General features: G+C 35.3%; 8 protein-coding genes. 1 reads left to right on the top strand and 7 read right to left on the bottom strand.

Annotated elements, in window-relative coordinates; translation table 11 throughout:
• Positions 1-2 precede the first annotated feature (2 nt).
• The 7 genes from BW946_RS07135 to BW946_RS07105 all read right to left on the bottom strand — a co-directional run bounded on the left by BW946_RS07135 (position 3) and on the right by BW946_RS07105 (position 11623).
• Positions 3-1298, bottom strand: coding sequence for a hypothetical protein (locus BW946_RS07135; RefSeq protein ID WP_139325977.1), 1296 nt, complete (start codon positions 1296-1298; stop codon positions 3-5).
• Between the two features lie 51 nt (positions 1299-1349).
• Positions 1350-1979, bottom strand: coding sequence for a helix-turn-helix transcriptional regulator (locus tag BW946_RS07130; RefSeq protein ID WP_168801919.1), 630 nt, complete (start codon positions 1977-1979; stop codon positions 1350-1352).
• 352 nt (positions 1980-2331) lie between these two features.
• Positions 2332-2634, bottom strand: coding sequence for a hypothetical protein (locus BW946_RS07125; RefSeq protein WP_076595503.1), 303 nt, complete (start codon positions 2632-2634; stop codon positions 2332-2334).
• Between the two features lie 370 nt (positions 2635-3004).
• A complete protein-coding gene (topA, locus tag BW946_RS07120; protein ID WP_076595502.1) occupies positions 3005-5566 on the bottom strand; it encodes a type I DNA topoisomerase in 2562 nt (853 codons plus the stop codon).
• 277 nt (positions 5567-5843) lie between these two features.
• Positions 5844-9272, bottom strand: a complete 3429-nt coding sequence (locus tag BW946_RS07115) for a T9SS type A sorting domain-containing protein (protein WP_083688799.1) — start codon at positions 9270-9272, stop codon at positions 5844-5846.
• A 202-nt stretch (positions 9273-9474) separates the two neighbouring features.
• Positions 9475-10614 (bottom strand): EpsG family protein, encoded by a 1140-nt coding sequence (locus BW946_RS07110; protein ID WP_228402470.1) that lies wholly within the window; start codon positions 10612-10614, stop codon positions 9475-9477.
• Between the two features lies 1 nt (position 10615).
• Entirely contained in the window at positions 10616-11623 is a 1008-nt protein-coding gene (locus BW946_RS07105; protein WP_076595500.1) for a hypothetical protein, read from the bottom strand.
• 191 nt (positions 11624-11814) lie between these two features.
• On the opposite strand from BW946_RS07105, the gene BW946_RS07100 reads away from it, so the two are divergent.
• On the top strand, positions 11815-15468 hold the full coding sequence (locus BW946_RS07100) for an MMPL family transporter (RefSeq protein ID WP_076595499.1): 3654 nt from the start codon (positions 11815-11817) through the stop codon (positions 15466-15468).
• Positions 15469-15487: the final 19 nt, after the last annotated feature.

The following is a 15487-nucleotide window of genomic DNA, read 5'->3' as shown; positions in this document are numbered from 1 at the left end:
AGTTAAAGTACCCTTTGTAATGTTGTAAACAACACTTTTTCCCCGTTAAATTGCACTATCTGGTATAAAAAACGATAGAATCTGTACGTATCAGGTATTGTTGTTCCATTTCCGGTCGCAACTCTTACAGATAAAAATAATTCTGTTACCTCCGCATTAAAATTAGTTCCACTAACAGGAGCTGTTGAAGTTCCGGATGAAGGACCTGTCCAAAATACAATATCATTGGCATCTATACCTTGCTCTACGCCATTTGCAATACTTAAACCAATAAGCTGACGACCTTCATTTACTGAATGAGCAGCTGTATTAATATGAACTACAATAGTATTACCCGATATGTTTTTAAGAATAGGTTTATAGTAAGTAGATCCCACCGATATTACATCAAACTGAAGACCATCAATTATAGGCATCGTGGCTCCATATTTAACATTAGCAGAGAAATATGCTCCACTATTATTCATTGTTGTAGAATTAGCATAATAAGTATTTGCAGAAATCCCTCCAATGGTAAGAGTAGTTCCCTGGCCAACAGTAGCATTACAGGATTTACCTCCGATATTGATTGGAAAAGTAGTTGTGATAGGGCTACTAACAGTTGGTGTTCCTGAAACAGTATAATTCAAAGTACCTGCTCCGACGTTAAAACTTCCAGCAGACAATGTTGCTGTTAAACCATTCACCGGACCAATGTTTTGGGCTGGATAATTACCTCCGTTTGCCCCTGTATAAGGAATAGATAAGATTCCTGTATAAGCTGTTCCAGAAGTATATGTACTAGGTGTTAAACTAACATCAGAACAACTTATAGAGCCAAGTGTACCAATACCTGTAGATGAGTTACTTATTTGTCTCCATTCGCTTCCATTCCAATACAAATATCCAACCGCTGTAAGTCCTCCAGCACCTGTATTATACACTATTAAGCCAACAGCAGGAGAAAGTATTGTTGTTTGATCTGTGTTTGAATTTAAAGCAACACGAGGTAACAGGGCTCCTTTATTAGAAGCACTTATATCTATTTTTGCACTGCTGTCCGGAGCAATAGTTCCTATCCCAACACTTCCTGAGGAAGTTACTACAAAATCATTAGCTTGTTGTACAGCAGATGGAACTCCAGCTGATGGATTATCTTTTGCACCATCGACATTGAAAACACCTTGTGGATTAACTGTATTAATCCCAACCTGAGCATGCGCTTTACCAAAAAGAAAGAGTAAAGTGATAGGTAATATTATTTTTTTCATAACATAATTTTCAGCAAATTTCAAAAAAACCGAAAAAATGCAGTGCAAAAAAACATACTTATTAATACTTAATTTACTACTCATATCTACTTTAAAGCTTTAATCATCAATATTGAAAGTATTTATAATAAATAAATTTGTATCTACATCAGAAGGGATATTAAGTTTCTTTCGTATTCTATATTTTTTATTCTCAACAGACCTAACCGTCGACTTTGTTACCTGGGCAATTTCTTTGGTCCTTAATCCCAGCTTTATTAAAGCACAAATTTCTAATTCGGGAGCAATAATCTGAGGGTTAATTTTTAAAATACTATTGAAGAAATTGGGAAATGAAGAGCTGAACGAACTGATAAATAATGGATTATTATTTACTGCCATATCATACAAATCCCTAGATAATATTTGCTTATTTTCTTTAAGGCGTTTATTTAGACCTTCTGTTTCTACAATATATCTTATAATGATTTTTTCTTTTCGATGTATAAAATAAACAGCAACAAGAGTACAGAAAACAACTTCCAATGTTTTATAAAACCTTATATAATGCTGTTCAGTAAATGATAAATTTTGATGCAAATTTGGAAGTAAAGAATAGTTGGTATAGTAATTTATTAAGAAAAATACTATAAAAGAAACTATTAATGTTATTATGGCAATCTTGTCTTTCCTATAATTAAAAAAAAAGCTCATGGCTGTAGTCAAAGAAATATACGACAAGTAGTTCATAGCATCTTTTCCTGCAATTATGTCACAGTAAAATGTCAATAAACCTAAAATATAAAATGTTAGGAATACTAATATTTTATTAAATCTAATACTGTTTGGCAAAAATAATGTTAGGAACATTATAAATATGAGTATTAGAAAGACTATTACATACATGTAATCTTTAAGAAAGAAATAATTCAGAATACAATTGGAAATGAAAATTATGATAAGAACAAACGTATAGATATTAAAAAGAAAATTCTTTTCATCTTCCACTTCTTTATCCATATTAGCATATGAAAGACTACCATTAAGCATATTTAATTATAATTTAAAGTTTAATAACAATATTAATAAAAACCACCTAAATTCATCCTTTAATTATTGTAAATATAATCAAATCTCCCAAAATGTATTCTAGAAAAACACCTGTTCCGATAAGTTTATTACCTAAATTGAAAACACGTTTAATAATTAAATCAAGAAAGATTTCCGGAACAGTAATTGATATACATTGTGCTGTTACAATAAGATAACCAGCTGTTCTGTTGACAGGGCTAACATCTAACTCCACAATTGATAAACAACAATCTGCCTGACTGTCTTCGCGTGACCCTTTTGTCTCTTCTAATGTTTGTGAGATAACCTCTTCGCTAAAATTAAATTCTGACATGATTTTATAGTTTTGTTTTTCTTACTCGTGTGGTTTTTCAAAATACGCCTCCCATTTAAAGAGTTTATGAACTGTACTTTCTGTAATACCACCATCTAGAAATAAATGGTTGAGGCACTAAAAAAAAGGGCTTACAAGTATATCTTTCATTTACAGGCATATATTCGAAAATAAGTAAAAATAACTATTTATAAATAATAATTCTCTATAATAGGAATTTTCCATCTATTATCGTTATTAATTTTTATATTTTTCTGAAGTGATTCTCAATAAAAAAGTTAAGAACACATAACTTTACATAATATCTGATATTCTAAAAATAGAAAAGCACAGATTTTTGTCTGTGCTTTTCTATTTTATTAGAGCTTGTTTATTTCTTCTTAGTCGCCGGTCTTTTTACAGCTGTTGTTTTCTTTGCTGTAGTGGATTTTTTAGCTGCAGGTTTTTTCTTTTCTGCAAAAGCTTTAGGATCCTGATCTGTAATCCATTTTTTAACCTCATCTAAAGAAAGTTCTTTTAATTCTTCTGCATCATATTTTGTATCGTCTGCTTTCTTCGGAATTTTGAACATAGCTTTTCCGAACTTGATGAAAGGCCCCCATCTTCCGTTTTCAATGGAAATCTTTTCTTTTTCCCATTGCTGGATATATCGGTTGGCTTCTTTCTCCAATTTAGCATCAATCAGTTCATTGATATCACTTTGTGAAAGATTTTCAAAATCATATCTTTTAGGCACATTCACGAAAATATCTTTGTACTTGATAAACGGTCCGAATCTTCCAGATCCTTTTGTTACCGGTTCTCCTTTATACGTAGCAATCGGAGCATCAGCAATCTTCTTTTCATTGATGATTTCCTCGGCACGTTTCTGATCTACAGAAAGCGGATCTTCACCTTTCGGAATACTGATATATGTTTCGCCCCATTTTACATAAGGTCCAAATCTACCAACACCTACAGAAACAGGCTGTCCGTCAACTTCATTTAAATCGAAAGGCAACTTGAACAACTCCAGTGCTTCTTCAAAAGTAATCGTTGCAATATTCTGCCCTGTCATTAATGAAGCAAAGATTGGTTTTTCTTCATCATCAGTTTCCCCAATCTGGATCATTGCTCCAAATCTTCCGATTCTTGCATGAACATTTTTACCGGTCTTTGGATCTACACCTAGCAATCTGTCTCCGGTTGCACGGTCTGCATTTTCTTCAACATCTTCAATTCTTGGATGGAATTTTGAATAGAAATTGGTCATCATTTCTTTCCATTTCTGATCACCGCTTGCAATTTCGTCAAAGCTTTCTTCTACTCTTGCTGTGAAGCCGTAGTCAAGGATTTCTCTGAAATTATCTGTTAAGAAATCATTTACCACTTCACCGATGTCTGTAGGAACGAATTTATTTTTATCCCCACCGAATTTCTCTTCAAGAACTACTTTTTTGATCTTATCTTTTGCTAAAGACATTTTGATCACTTCACGGGTCTGCGGCTCGATTTCTCTTTTATCTACGTACTCTCTGTTCTGAATCGTCTGAATTGTGGGAGCGTAAGTAGAGGGTCTACCAATCCCCAATTCTTCAAGTTTTCTCACCAATCCGGCTTCAGTATATCTTGCACTTGGTCTTGTAAACTTTTCAGTAGCCGTAATGGTTTTATAGTTTAAGACTTCTCCCACACTTACTTTCGGCAACAACTTATCATTGTTTTCCTCATCCTCCTCTTCAGTCTTCACAATTCCGTAAGCTTTCAGGAAACCGTCGAATATGATCACTTCTCCCTGTGCTTCAAAGTGATGCGGCAATGATGCATTTCCTATTTCAATCACTGTCTTTTCAATTTTGGCATTAGCCATCTGAGAAGCCAGTGTTCTTCTGTAAATTAATTGATACAATCTGTTTAATTGTGCATCAGCTACGGTTTTTACTCCAAAATCTGTAGGACGGATGGCTTCGTGAGCCTCCTGTGCTGAAGCTGATTTTGTAGTATAGTTTCTTGGAGAAGAATATTCTGCTCCGTATTCTGATATGATTTGTTTTTTAGCTCCTTCAATAGCTTCCTGGGAAAGGTTTACGGAGTCTGTTCTCATATAGGTAATAAACCCTTCTTCGTACAGTCTCTGTGCCAGACGCATGGTATTGGTTACATTATATCCAAGCCTTGATGAAGCTTCCTGCTGTAATGTAGAGGTTGTAAACGGAGCCGAAGCTGAACGTGTACCTGGCTTGGTTTCCACATTCAGAACTTTAAATTCTGTAGTTTTTGCCTGCTCCAGGAATTTTTCTGCTTCTTCTTCTTTTTCGAAATCTTTTTTCAGTTTGGCAGCAATTTCCTGCTCTGTTTTATTTAAAAAGATCCCATCAAGTTTAAAGCTTGCTTTTGGCGTAAACTCACGGATTTCTTTTTCTCTTTCAACAATTAACCTAACTGCTACAGACTGAACTCTACCTGCAGACAGCCCCGGTTTTACTTTTTTCCATAAAACGGGTGACATTTCAAAACCTACGATTCTGTCCAGCACTCTTCTCGCCTGCTGTGCATTCACTAAATTCTGATCAATATCTCTTGGATTGTCGATTGCTTTTAGAATGGCGTTTTTGGTAATCTCGTGGAAAACAATTCTTTTTCTGTTTTCAGGCTTCAGTTTCAATTCATCCGCAAGATGCCATGCAATAGCTTCTCCTTCGCGGTCCTCATCGGAAGCAAGCCATACCATATCTGCTTTTTTTACGGCGGCCTTCAATTCGGTTACTAATTTCTTTTTGTCTGCTGAAACTTCGTAATCAGGACTAAATGTGGCAAGGTCTATCCCCATTCCTTTTTTAGGAAGATCACGGATGTGTCCGAAACTGGATTTCACTTCAAAATCCTTTCCTAGATATTTTTGAATAGTTTTTGCTTTTGCCGGGGACTCTACGATTACTAAATTTTTCGACATTCTAACTAAAAATTTTTGCAAAAGTAAAGCTTTTTTATTATATACTTTTTGTTAAATGGGTTTAATTTATCAATCAGGGTAGTTTATACTCTCTTTCATCGCAAGTTCTTTAAAGAAACAAATCCTTTACAGCATAGGTTTTAGACTGTTATACAATAACCAACATTGATTGGTATAGAATTTTTCATCAGGCATAATAGATGTAAGAAATATCCTGCTCTATAAAAAAAGCAGAAAAAGAAACCTTATTCTGCTTTTCATACTTTATTTGTAAGATTTATTGTTTTATAATTTTCACAATTGCTTCTGAATTATTTATTCTTATTAAATAAACTCCGGCAGTTAAATAGGAAAGATCTGTCTGGTTGTTAATAAAATGTCCCGATTGTACAAATTGTCCCAAGGCATTAAAAATCTCAAAACTGTATTCTTTATCTTCCGCAGCCCTGATGTAAAGAATATTGGAAAAAGGGCTAGGATATAGAGAAATTTTGTTTTGAACTACCTTAGGTTTCTCATTTACTTTCATCAATTTAGCACTCTTAGAACTATTAGATATAACCTTAATTCCTGATGCGGGACCTTCTTCATTACCATTGGCATCATATTCTATTTTCACACATCGGCATCCCGTTCCGAAGTACGGATCATTATTATCATGAAATACTATCATCCTATTGGTTGTAGAGGCTGCATCAAACAGCACATTAATAGATCTTCCAATGTAATTTGAATTTAAAGCAGCAGTCCATACAGCCGGATACTGAAAGTTGAGCACATTAAATGTTCCCTGTGCAGTCTGATTGGCCATCACACTTCTGAATCCTCTTGATCCGGAATCCGGATAGCTTCCTATGGGATATACCGAGTTATTAAAGATATACCCTACTGTAGCATTGGCTAAATTTCTCACCCTTATTCCTGAATAATCAGTGGCAATACTGTATGATGTTGCTACATTTTTATCTTTTTTATACCATGGTGTCTGTCCGAAATCAGCTCCTGAAACCAGAGCAACACTCGTCAGATCCGGGACTCTCCATCCTTCAGGACAAGGATCAAAAGGAGATTTCTTACCTCCTCTTCCCCATCTGTCAGGAGCTAAATTAGGTTCTTGTGCCAGCCAGTCTGTACCGTTGGTGTAATTAGGTGTTGTACTGTTGTAAGGGGCAAAAGTACTTGGGATCATATATACCAGAGGATTCTTCACAGAGTAGGACAGGATCTTGGAGATTCTTTCTGCCGGCTTATCGGTTACCTGTACATTTGATGCTGACACATAAGTGTTATAAGGTACTATATAATTTCCTGAAAGATCATTATAGTCAGACTGATCAAGTGTACTATACGAAACAGCTCCTTTGGGAGCAGGAGTTCCAAGAAACACATTATAAAAACTTCTGTTATCCGCATACTGGAATGGAGGAATAGGGTCTTTCCTTCCCCATTGATAATGCAACCCTGTAGAGGCACGTATTTTTAACAGTTCATCAGCAGTGGGTGCCTGAGGATTAGCTACGTTTGGAAAAACATCTGTTGCCCCTAGATTACGATCCATAAAAACAGTCTGTAATGCAACATCAGCTTTGTTAACATAGTTTACATAATTTGTAACTGCCGCAGGAGTTTCTGTAGTATAAGTAGAAGATTCTACCGGAGAATCCGTCACCCAGATATGCCAGCTCCAATAGACCGGTGAAGATATACTGCCATTATGCAATGTTACAACAGCATTTCCGCTTTGATCGGGAGCAATTTCTACAGATATTTTAGAATTACCAATATCCTGTAGTGATGAAGGTGAGGGATTGATCATTGAAATTCTACTGATAAGAGCGGTATTGGTAGTCCATAGCACATTGGTTTTTAAATTATTAAAATTGGAGGGATTTAATATTTCAATATTATCCAGCAACTGGCTTTGTACAGAGAACGCTTTACTGACCGGAATTTCAATAGTAGTACCTGTTTCGCTTTTAACAACCTGGTAAGTATTCGGGTTATTGAAACCTTCTTTGTATTCTGTAGCTGCTGGGAGATATTCTGTTGGAAAATCATAATCATTAATAGTGTATAGCGGATCTTTTATACATCTGCAGCCATTTGCATCTGAAGTATACATTCCGGACATAGGAAAGTAATAATAACGTCCTTTAATATCAGGATAGTTAGGATCCGGAATATCAGGCTGTCCTTTATCCGGAATCATGGAAAGTCCTCTTACGGTAACAGCAGGAGAAGCATCGAACAATCGGGCCAAAGTAGCTGTCCACAATGCAATATGATGCTGATCACTATATTGTCCTAAATGAGCACCTCTGATAAGCTGTCCGTTTCCGGGAAAGACCCCCATATTATATCCACCGACCGCTGAAAGATCAAAGCCAAGATTAGGATAAATTCTAAATCCAGCCATGAAAGACGGAACTCCCGTATCAGTAGGCTTTATGATATGATATTTATTGGTTTCAAAAACATTTTTCGCCATATTGGTTTTCACTCCGAAAGGCGAAAAGTCTATTCTGATATCATCCACATAAGAGGGAGAAGCCAGATTTGCAACCAGCATAGAAGGTATACGCCATCCATTGGGACAGGGATCATAAGGGGATTTATCTCTGTAAGGCTTTGTTTTATTATCGGTATTGTAAACGGTTTCAATTTTCCCCTGTGCATTATCAGACCAAAGATTGAGCTCTGAAAGCCTGTTACTGGGTAAAGTTGTTGATTTACCAAACCAATTAACAGGAAGATTGAGGTTATTATTGTAGTAAGCCTGACCTGAGTTATCATCTTTATTAACATAAATAAGACTCAATGGATTTTTTACAGAAAGTCTAATATTATTGGTTATCTCTGCGGCGGAAAGCAGAACAAATTTCCTCAGATCATCAATACTTACAGCATTGGTCATATTTTTTGCTCCCCTATGCCTTACTCTGCCTATGGATCCTGAAGCTTCATAAAAATCATTTCCTCTTGTTACCAAGGGTGGAATGGGATCTTTTCTTCCCCACTGGTAAAGAAGTCCAATGCTCCTATTCCAGTCTGATGATGTGATAGAACTTGTGACGGCACCCAGATTTCGATCCATCCATTTCCAGTCGGAGTCCGGGATAACTTCTGTTGTGCCATCCGACTTCATTCTTTTAATATTATTGAAACTTCTATAGGTAACTCCATTGGTAGGATCATCCGTTACCCAGATATGCCAGCTCCAGTAAATCTCTCCGTTTACCTTGAGAGCTACCACCGCATTTCCTTTTTTTGCCTTATTGACAGGCACTTTTATCTTGGCATCCTGCCCCGCTCCTGTTATTTCAAGAGTGTAATTTACCCCGGATTTTATAAGTCCATGAACATCTTCCCACAAAACATCTGCAGTTACCGTCCCAGCCGGAATACCGGTCCCGTTAAGATATCCGCCTCCTTCCCACATAGCGTAGGCTTTTTTTACAGGAATCAATAATCCTTCATTGTTCTGACTGGGATCAAAGATATAACTGTTAGGTGCTTTTTTCCAATCCGGAAGAAATAATGGGATTAGTTCATACAGTGGCTTATTCAATGAGTCCTTATTCCCAGTAAGCCATATTGTTCTTATATGTCTTACTGAGTGAAGATCTTCTTTGATATTACCTTTGGAACTGATTCCAAATAATATCAGGCAGATGACTGCCGCTAATTTTCCAGCTAACCTTTTCATACCTTAGGGTTTTAGTGTCTTTAATGAATGCAATTTTTAAGCCTGATCCAATAAAAAGTGATTTATTATATAAATAAAAACATCATATTTAAATTATGTTATTAATAATACAAAACAAACCCAGTAAACAAAGTAAATAACAAGAAGTCTTTAAACAAAAAAGACAGCCTTAAGCTGTCTTTATATTTTAATCTACAAAATTCTATGGAAGAATATGATTTTGATAAAGGTCAATAGAAAATCGTCCGCCTATAATATTATTAAATATAGAGAAGATAACAAAATTAAAGACAACAAGTGCAATAATAAATGCATATATCATATTTTTAACCCTTCCGGAAACAACATACATTGCATTCGGAATAATAATATACGAAAACCCAATAAATGCTCCTGCAAGTCTGGATGAGAAGATGGGGTTATTTCTGAAAATAAAATAAAGACAAATACCAACTACGGCATAGTTCCTATGGTATTCATAGTAGGGATACAGCTCTTTCATCTTGGTATCAAAAACAAAAAGGAAGAAAGTAAGGATAGCCATCATGACCTCCGGGATTCCAATTCCTCCGTTAAGTCGTTGTACCGTTTCATCCATATACCCGTTGAATCCTTCTACAAGCGTACTGTTAGAGGCCATACCATCTAATAAACCACCAAAGCTTCTGTATATTTCAAATGGAGATAAAAAGACAGAACCTACAATCATAATCAACATCACTGTTCTATTTAACGGAACGCGAGCCAGCCAGTACATCGGCAGAAATAAATAACAAACACTATGTATACCCGATCCTATAAAAATAAAAAACAGATAATGCCAGAGTTTTCGTTCTTTAATATACCGTATTGCAAAATAAACGATAAAGGTACCCAGGTTTTGTCTGATCTGCCCACTTTCCCCGATAAAGAAGTTGGGAATAAACATGAAAAGGGTAAAAGTAAAGGGATAAAAAGTATTATCTTCTGTATATTCTACTTTAAAGATCATCGCAAAAATAGCAATAACCAGTGTTAACATATAAAAAGGTGCATCAAAAAAGTTGAGAAGTACTTTATTAATCAAAGTATATAACCATTCCACATCCAAAGTTTCTGTTCCTTCCATATGGAGCATCTTCATAAAGATACTGTAATAACTTTTGGTGTCAGAGTAAATATAAATTCCTTTGTAACTTCCGTAATCCGGGCCTACACTGTCTCTAAGACCGACAATAATAATAAAATAAACAGCAAGAAACCAGAACCACTTTTTATCAACCTTCCTGCCATACACTTCCTGAACACTGAAGAACAGCATATAGACGATTGCAATTATATAATATGGATGTAGTAAACTCATGCTAAATCTCTGATGTTTTTTTAAACTGATGATATGCTGTAATTATCCCGGTCAGAATTAGTGGCAGGAAAAGCCTTACTTCCCAGAAAAGCCCTACTAAAGTAATCATAAGAAGATAAGGAATGGAAAAGAAAAAATACTTTCCAAAAACACTTCTGTTTTCTTCTTCAGTACAAAGACCATATATAAAATAAATCACTATTAATGCAAAGGCTAATCCTGCAAGGTTAAAAGGACTGGAAAAATTTCTGTTAATATAAAACCCTTCCACAAAAGTAGTTTCATCCTGAACAAGCAGGGCTCTCAACCCCAGATAAGGAATCAGAAAAGCAACAACCAGTGGTATAATCTTCCAGACAACCTGATAATTTCCTTTTTTCAACTCATCTATATTGAAAAAAACTGCAGCAAAAAAAGCAATATTCAGGCAGGCTGTTTCTCTTACCAAAGTAGAGATTCCGATAAGACCAATGAGAATAAAATAGAAAACTTTTTTTCTTGTGTCTACATATTTAAGAGTCAAAAACACGCCCGCCAGATAACAGAAGAGTGCAATGGTATCACAGTTTGTAGGTGCATACTGTGTTATCACAATAAAAAACACAGATAGAAGATGAATAATTCTCCTTGCATTAAGGTTCAGCAAAAGCCCTGTTGATTTCATCCGTAAGATAGCATTCAAAGTCAAAGAACACAAAATAAAGAACACACTGTTCATCAGGAAAAGCCCATGATAAAAAGGGGTTCCGTTTTTTGATAAGAAATCTTTGAAGAAAGAAAGTGGGCCGTTGATCAGATTGTACATCAAATCTGTCATCTGTACACTCAGATAATTAGGAATCACTCTGTAAGCATATACCGAGGAGAATAAAAAATCAGGGGTTGTCTCTGATGTTTTCAGTCTTGTGTAGGAAGATTCAAATCCGTAATAAGACATGGCAAACAACAGAATCGGAAGTACTATTACAAATAGAAATCCGTTTATTTTTTCATCATTTCTTTTCAACATATCTAAAACAGATTCTTATTTTTTAATAATAATGGTGGTTTAAAATACATTTTTCAAAAGGGAACTTTTGCAAAAGTAGAATATTTTTTCATTCTTCCTAGAATATTTTATTGATTTTCAGTTAAAACTTATCACTAAGTATTTTGAACTAATGCTTAAAAAATTAAATTTGCAGACTTGATTTAAATGCAATGCATCGCTTTTTTATATTTTTATATTATCTGATTTCCAAAAATAAAATTCTATCTGTACTGACAGCTCTTGGAATTGCCGTTTTATGCATTTTCTTTGCGTCAAAGATCAATTTTGAGGAAGACATCAATCAGATTATTCCTAAAAATGAAAAGTCAGATCTCACTGCAAAGGTTTTGAAACAGCTTAATTTTTCGGATAAGATTATTGTTATTATTGAAAACAAATCCAGTGAAGACAGCTTCCAGCTTTCTGAAACGGCAGATACTTTCCTGAAAAAAACAGATCCCTTACAAAAATACATCGGTTCTGTTCAGGGCAAAGTGAATGATAACGAAATCTCCGAAACCTTTGATTTTGTTAATCGGAATTTACCTTTATTCCTTAATGATAGTGATTATAATGAAATTGACAAGAAACTTCAGAAGGACAGCATTGCCAGACAGGTAGAGGATAATTATATATCATTGGTTTCTCCTACAAGTCTTGTTACCAAAGAATTTATTAAAAAAGACCCTCTGGGACTGACTTTTCTGGGAATCAAAAAATTAAATGCTCTAAACATCAGCAAAGATTTCAAACTTGAAGACAGCTATATTGTAACGAAAGATGGCAAGAACCTCCTGCTTTTCATTGATCCTAAAAACAAAAGTAATGATACGAAGGCTAATGAAGCCTTTATAGATCAGCTTAATTCCATCAAAGACGGAATCAACAAACAATTCAAAGGAAAAACAGAGATCAGCTATTTCGGTTCTCCGGTGATTGCAGTGGCCAATGCGAAGCAGATCAAAAAAGACATTCAGAACACGGTAGTCATTTCCATGACGGTCCTTTTAATCCTTCTGATCTATTATTTCAGAAATATTTTCACTCCAATCATCGTATTTCTCCCTACCGTATTTTCAGTACTGCTTGCTCTCTTAGTCCTTTATTTTATTAAAGATAAGATTTCGGCAATTTCATTAAGTGTGGGAGCCATTCTGATTGGAATTACCATTGATTATGCCCTGCATATCCTTACCCATTATAAGCACAACAATAATATTGAAGAGCTTTACAAAGAGATCACCCAGCCCATTATATTGAGTAGTGCAACTACAGCTGTTTCATTCCTATGCCTGATCTTTGTTCGCTCGGAAGCATTGAAGGACTTAGGTATGTTTGCTGCCATTACAGTGATTCTTTCTTCAATCACAGCATTAATTATCGTTCCCCAGCTTTACAAGCCAAAAGAAAAAGGAGAACATCTCAATACAAACTTTATTGACAGGATCGGGTCTTATCCCTATGAGAAAAACAAGCCTCTGATTATAGGATGCTCTATTATTATTCTTGCCTGCCTTTTCGGTTTCAGGCATGTAGGTTTTAATGAAGATATTGGTGACCTGAATTATATCCCAAAAGAGTTAAAAATCAGCGAAGCAAAACTTCAGAAACTTTCTGATATTACTTCCAAATCTATTTATACTATTTCTTATGGAAACTCAGCAGAAGAAGCATTAACCAGAAATTCTGAATTGAGCGGCTTCCTTGAAAAAGAGAAGAAAGAAGGTAAGATTTTAAGCTATAATTCTATCGGAAGCATTGTTCTTTCAGAAAAAGACCAGCAAAAAAAGATTGAGAAATGGAACCGTTTCTGGAATGATCAGAAGAAAAAGCAGACCATTTCCGAACTGGTGAGCAATGGAAATAAATTGGGTTTCAACAGTTCTGCTTTTGATAATTTCAATGAAACTTTGCATAAGAGCTACACCGCATTAAGTCTGAAAGATTATCAACAAGTGAAAGCGCTTCAGATCTCAGAATTCATAAGCAACGAAAATGGTTTCTATACGGTTTCCAATGTGGTAAAAGTAGACGAAAAAAAACGAGACACTTTCATTAAAGACATTGAAAAGAAGCATGATGCCATAGCCATTGACCGCCAGCAGATGAACGAAAATTTTCTTGGCCTGCTGAAAAGGGATTTCAATACCCTGATCAATTATTCTCTTCTTGCGATCATTTTAACCATCATCGTTTTCTTCAGAAATTTTGAATTAACGGTTCTTACCATGTTCCCGATTGTTCTAACAGGAGTTGTAACGGCCGGAATTCTTTATTTCTTAGGATTAGAATTAAATATTTTCAGCACCGTAGTGTGTACACTGGTATTTGGAGTGGGAGACGACTTCAGTATTTTCCTTACCCAAGCTATGCAAAAAGAACATACTACAGGAAAAAATGAATTACCTACGTATAGAACTTCTATTATTCTGGCTGTTTTCACAACCATCCTTTCAATTGGTTCCCTGATTTTTGCCAAACATCCGGCACTGCATTCTTTAGCATTAGTTGCTCTCATAGGAATGTTCTCCGTTATTATCATTACTTCTACCCTATATCCTTTCTGGTTCAGATTATTCATTACCAACCGGGCCAAAAAAGGTCTTTCTCCAATTACTTTGAGATTGTTCCTAAATTCAGTCTTATCATTTTTATATTACGGACTTGGGGGAATCATATTTTCAGCATTTGGCAGCTTCTTTGTTAAGAACTCCAAAGGACCGACATTGAATATTATCAAGCTTATTTTAGCCAGATTTTTAACTTCTGTCCTTTATTCTAATCCATTTGTAAAGAAGAAGGTCATTAAAAATACAGCTGAGGATTTCAGTAAACCCGCTGTCATCATTGCCAATCATACCTCCTTTCTGGATACGTTAGCTATTGCAATGGCGACTCATAAAATCATTTACCTGGTGAATGACTGGGTGTATCAGTCTCCTGTTTTTGGGAAACTGGTAAGAGCGCTGGGCTTTTACCCTGTTTCGCAGGGAATCGAAAATGGAATGGACAAACTGAAAGAAAAAGTAGAACAGGGATATTCTCTGGTTGTTTTCCCGGAAGCAGAACGTTCCTACACCAATGATGTGAAAAGATTCCATAAGGGAGCATTTTATCTTGCCGAGCAGTTCGGGCTGGATATTCTTCCGCTCTACATCCACGGAAATTCTGAGGTGCTGCCGAAAGGAGATTTCATTATCTATGACGGAAGTATTACCGTAAAAGTAGGCAACAGAGTCAGCAAAGACGACATGAGTTTTGGACAAAATTATTCTGAGAGAACAAAGAAGATCAACGCCTATTTCAGAAAAGAATTTACCAAACTGCGTGAAGAGATTGAGGATGAAAATTATTTTAAAAAGAAATTATTCCTGAGCTATCTGTATAAAGACAGCGAAGTGGTAAAAGAAGTAAAAGAAGACTTTAATGCCAACAAATCCGTATATTTCGAGCTGAACAAACATATTTCCAATGAAGCCAATATCCTTCATATGGCTGATGATTTTGGACAAAAAGATGCTCTGTTAACTTTATATCAGGCCAGCCGAAAAATTTTTTCTCTGATAAAAAGTGATGAAAAAAGAGCAATAGCTTCGCACAGCTATCTGGTAAAAAGAAGAAAGATACAGTATATAAAAGATGTTTCTAAGGTGACCAAAAAGATTGATGTTCTTTTGATTTCGGATAAACACTTTACCCTGAATGAAAATCAGAATCTGCCAGAGACGATCATTTTTGTAAATACAAAAAACACTTCATTTGTAAATGATAATTATGCACTAAAATTTAGTTCTGAATCATTAAAAGTGTTTAAAACTAAATAATAAATATGAAAAACATATT

Source organism: Chryseobacterium sp. RU33C (assembly GCF_900156015.1).
Lineage (GTDB): Bacteria > Bacteroidota > Bacteroidia > Flavobacteriales > Weeksellaceae > Chryseobacterium > Chryseobacterium candidae.
The sequence above is the reverse complement of the archived record's forward strand: the minus strand, read 5'-3'. Positions and strand labels throughout refer to the sequence as shown.

Excerpts from the sequence above, each read along its gene's own strand:
- BW946_RS07125 (WP_076595503.1), bottom strand. The coding sequence starts at position 2,634 with ATGTCAGAATTTAATTTTAGCGAAGAGGTTATCTCACAAACATTAGAA.
- BW946_RS07110 (WP_228402470.1), bottom strand. The coding sequence starts at position 10,614 with ATGAGTTTACTACATCCATATTATATAATTGCAATCGTCTATATGCTG.
- BW946_RS07105 (WP_076595500.1), bottom strand. The coding sequence starts at position 11,623 with ATGTTGAAAAGAAATGATGAAAAAATAAACGGATTTCTATTTGTAATA.
- BW946_RS07100 (WP_076595499.1), top strand. The coding sequence starts at position 11,815 with ATGCATCGCTTTTTTATATTTTTATATTATCTGATTTCCAAAAATAAA.
- topA (WP_076595502.1), bottom strand. The coding sequence starts at position 5,566 with ATGTCGAAAAATTTAGTAATCGTAGAGTCCCCGGCAAAAGCAAAAACT.
- BW946_RS07115 (WP_083688799.1), bottom strand. The coding sequence starts at position 9,272 with ATGAAAAGGTTAGCTGGAAAATTAGCGGCAGTCATCTGCCTGATATTA.
- BW946_RS07130 (WP_168801919.1), bottom strand. The coding sequence starts at position 1,979 with ATGAACTACTTGTCGTATATTTCTTTGACTACAGCCATGAGCTTTTTT.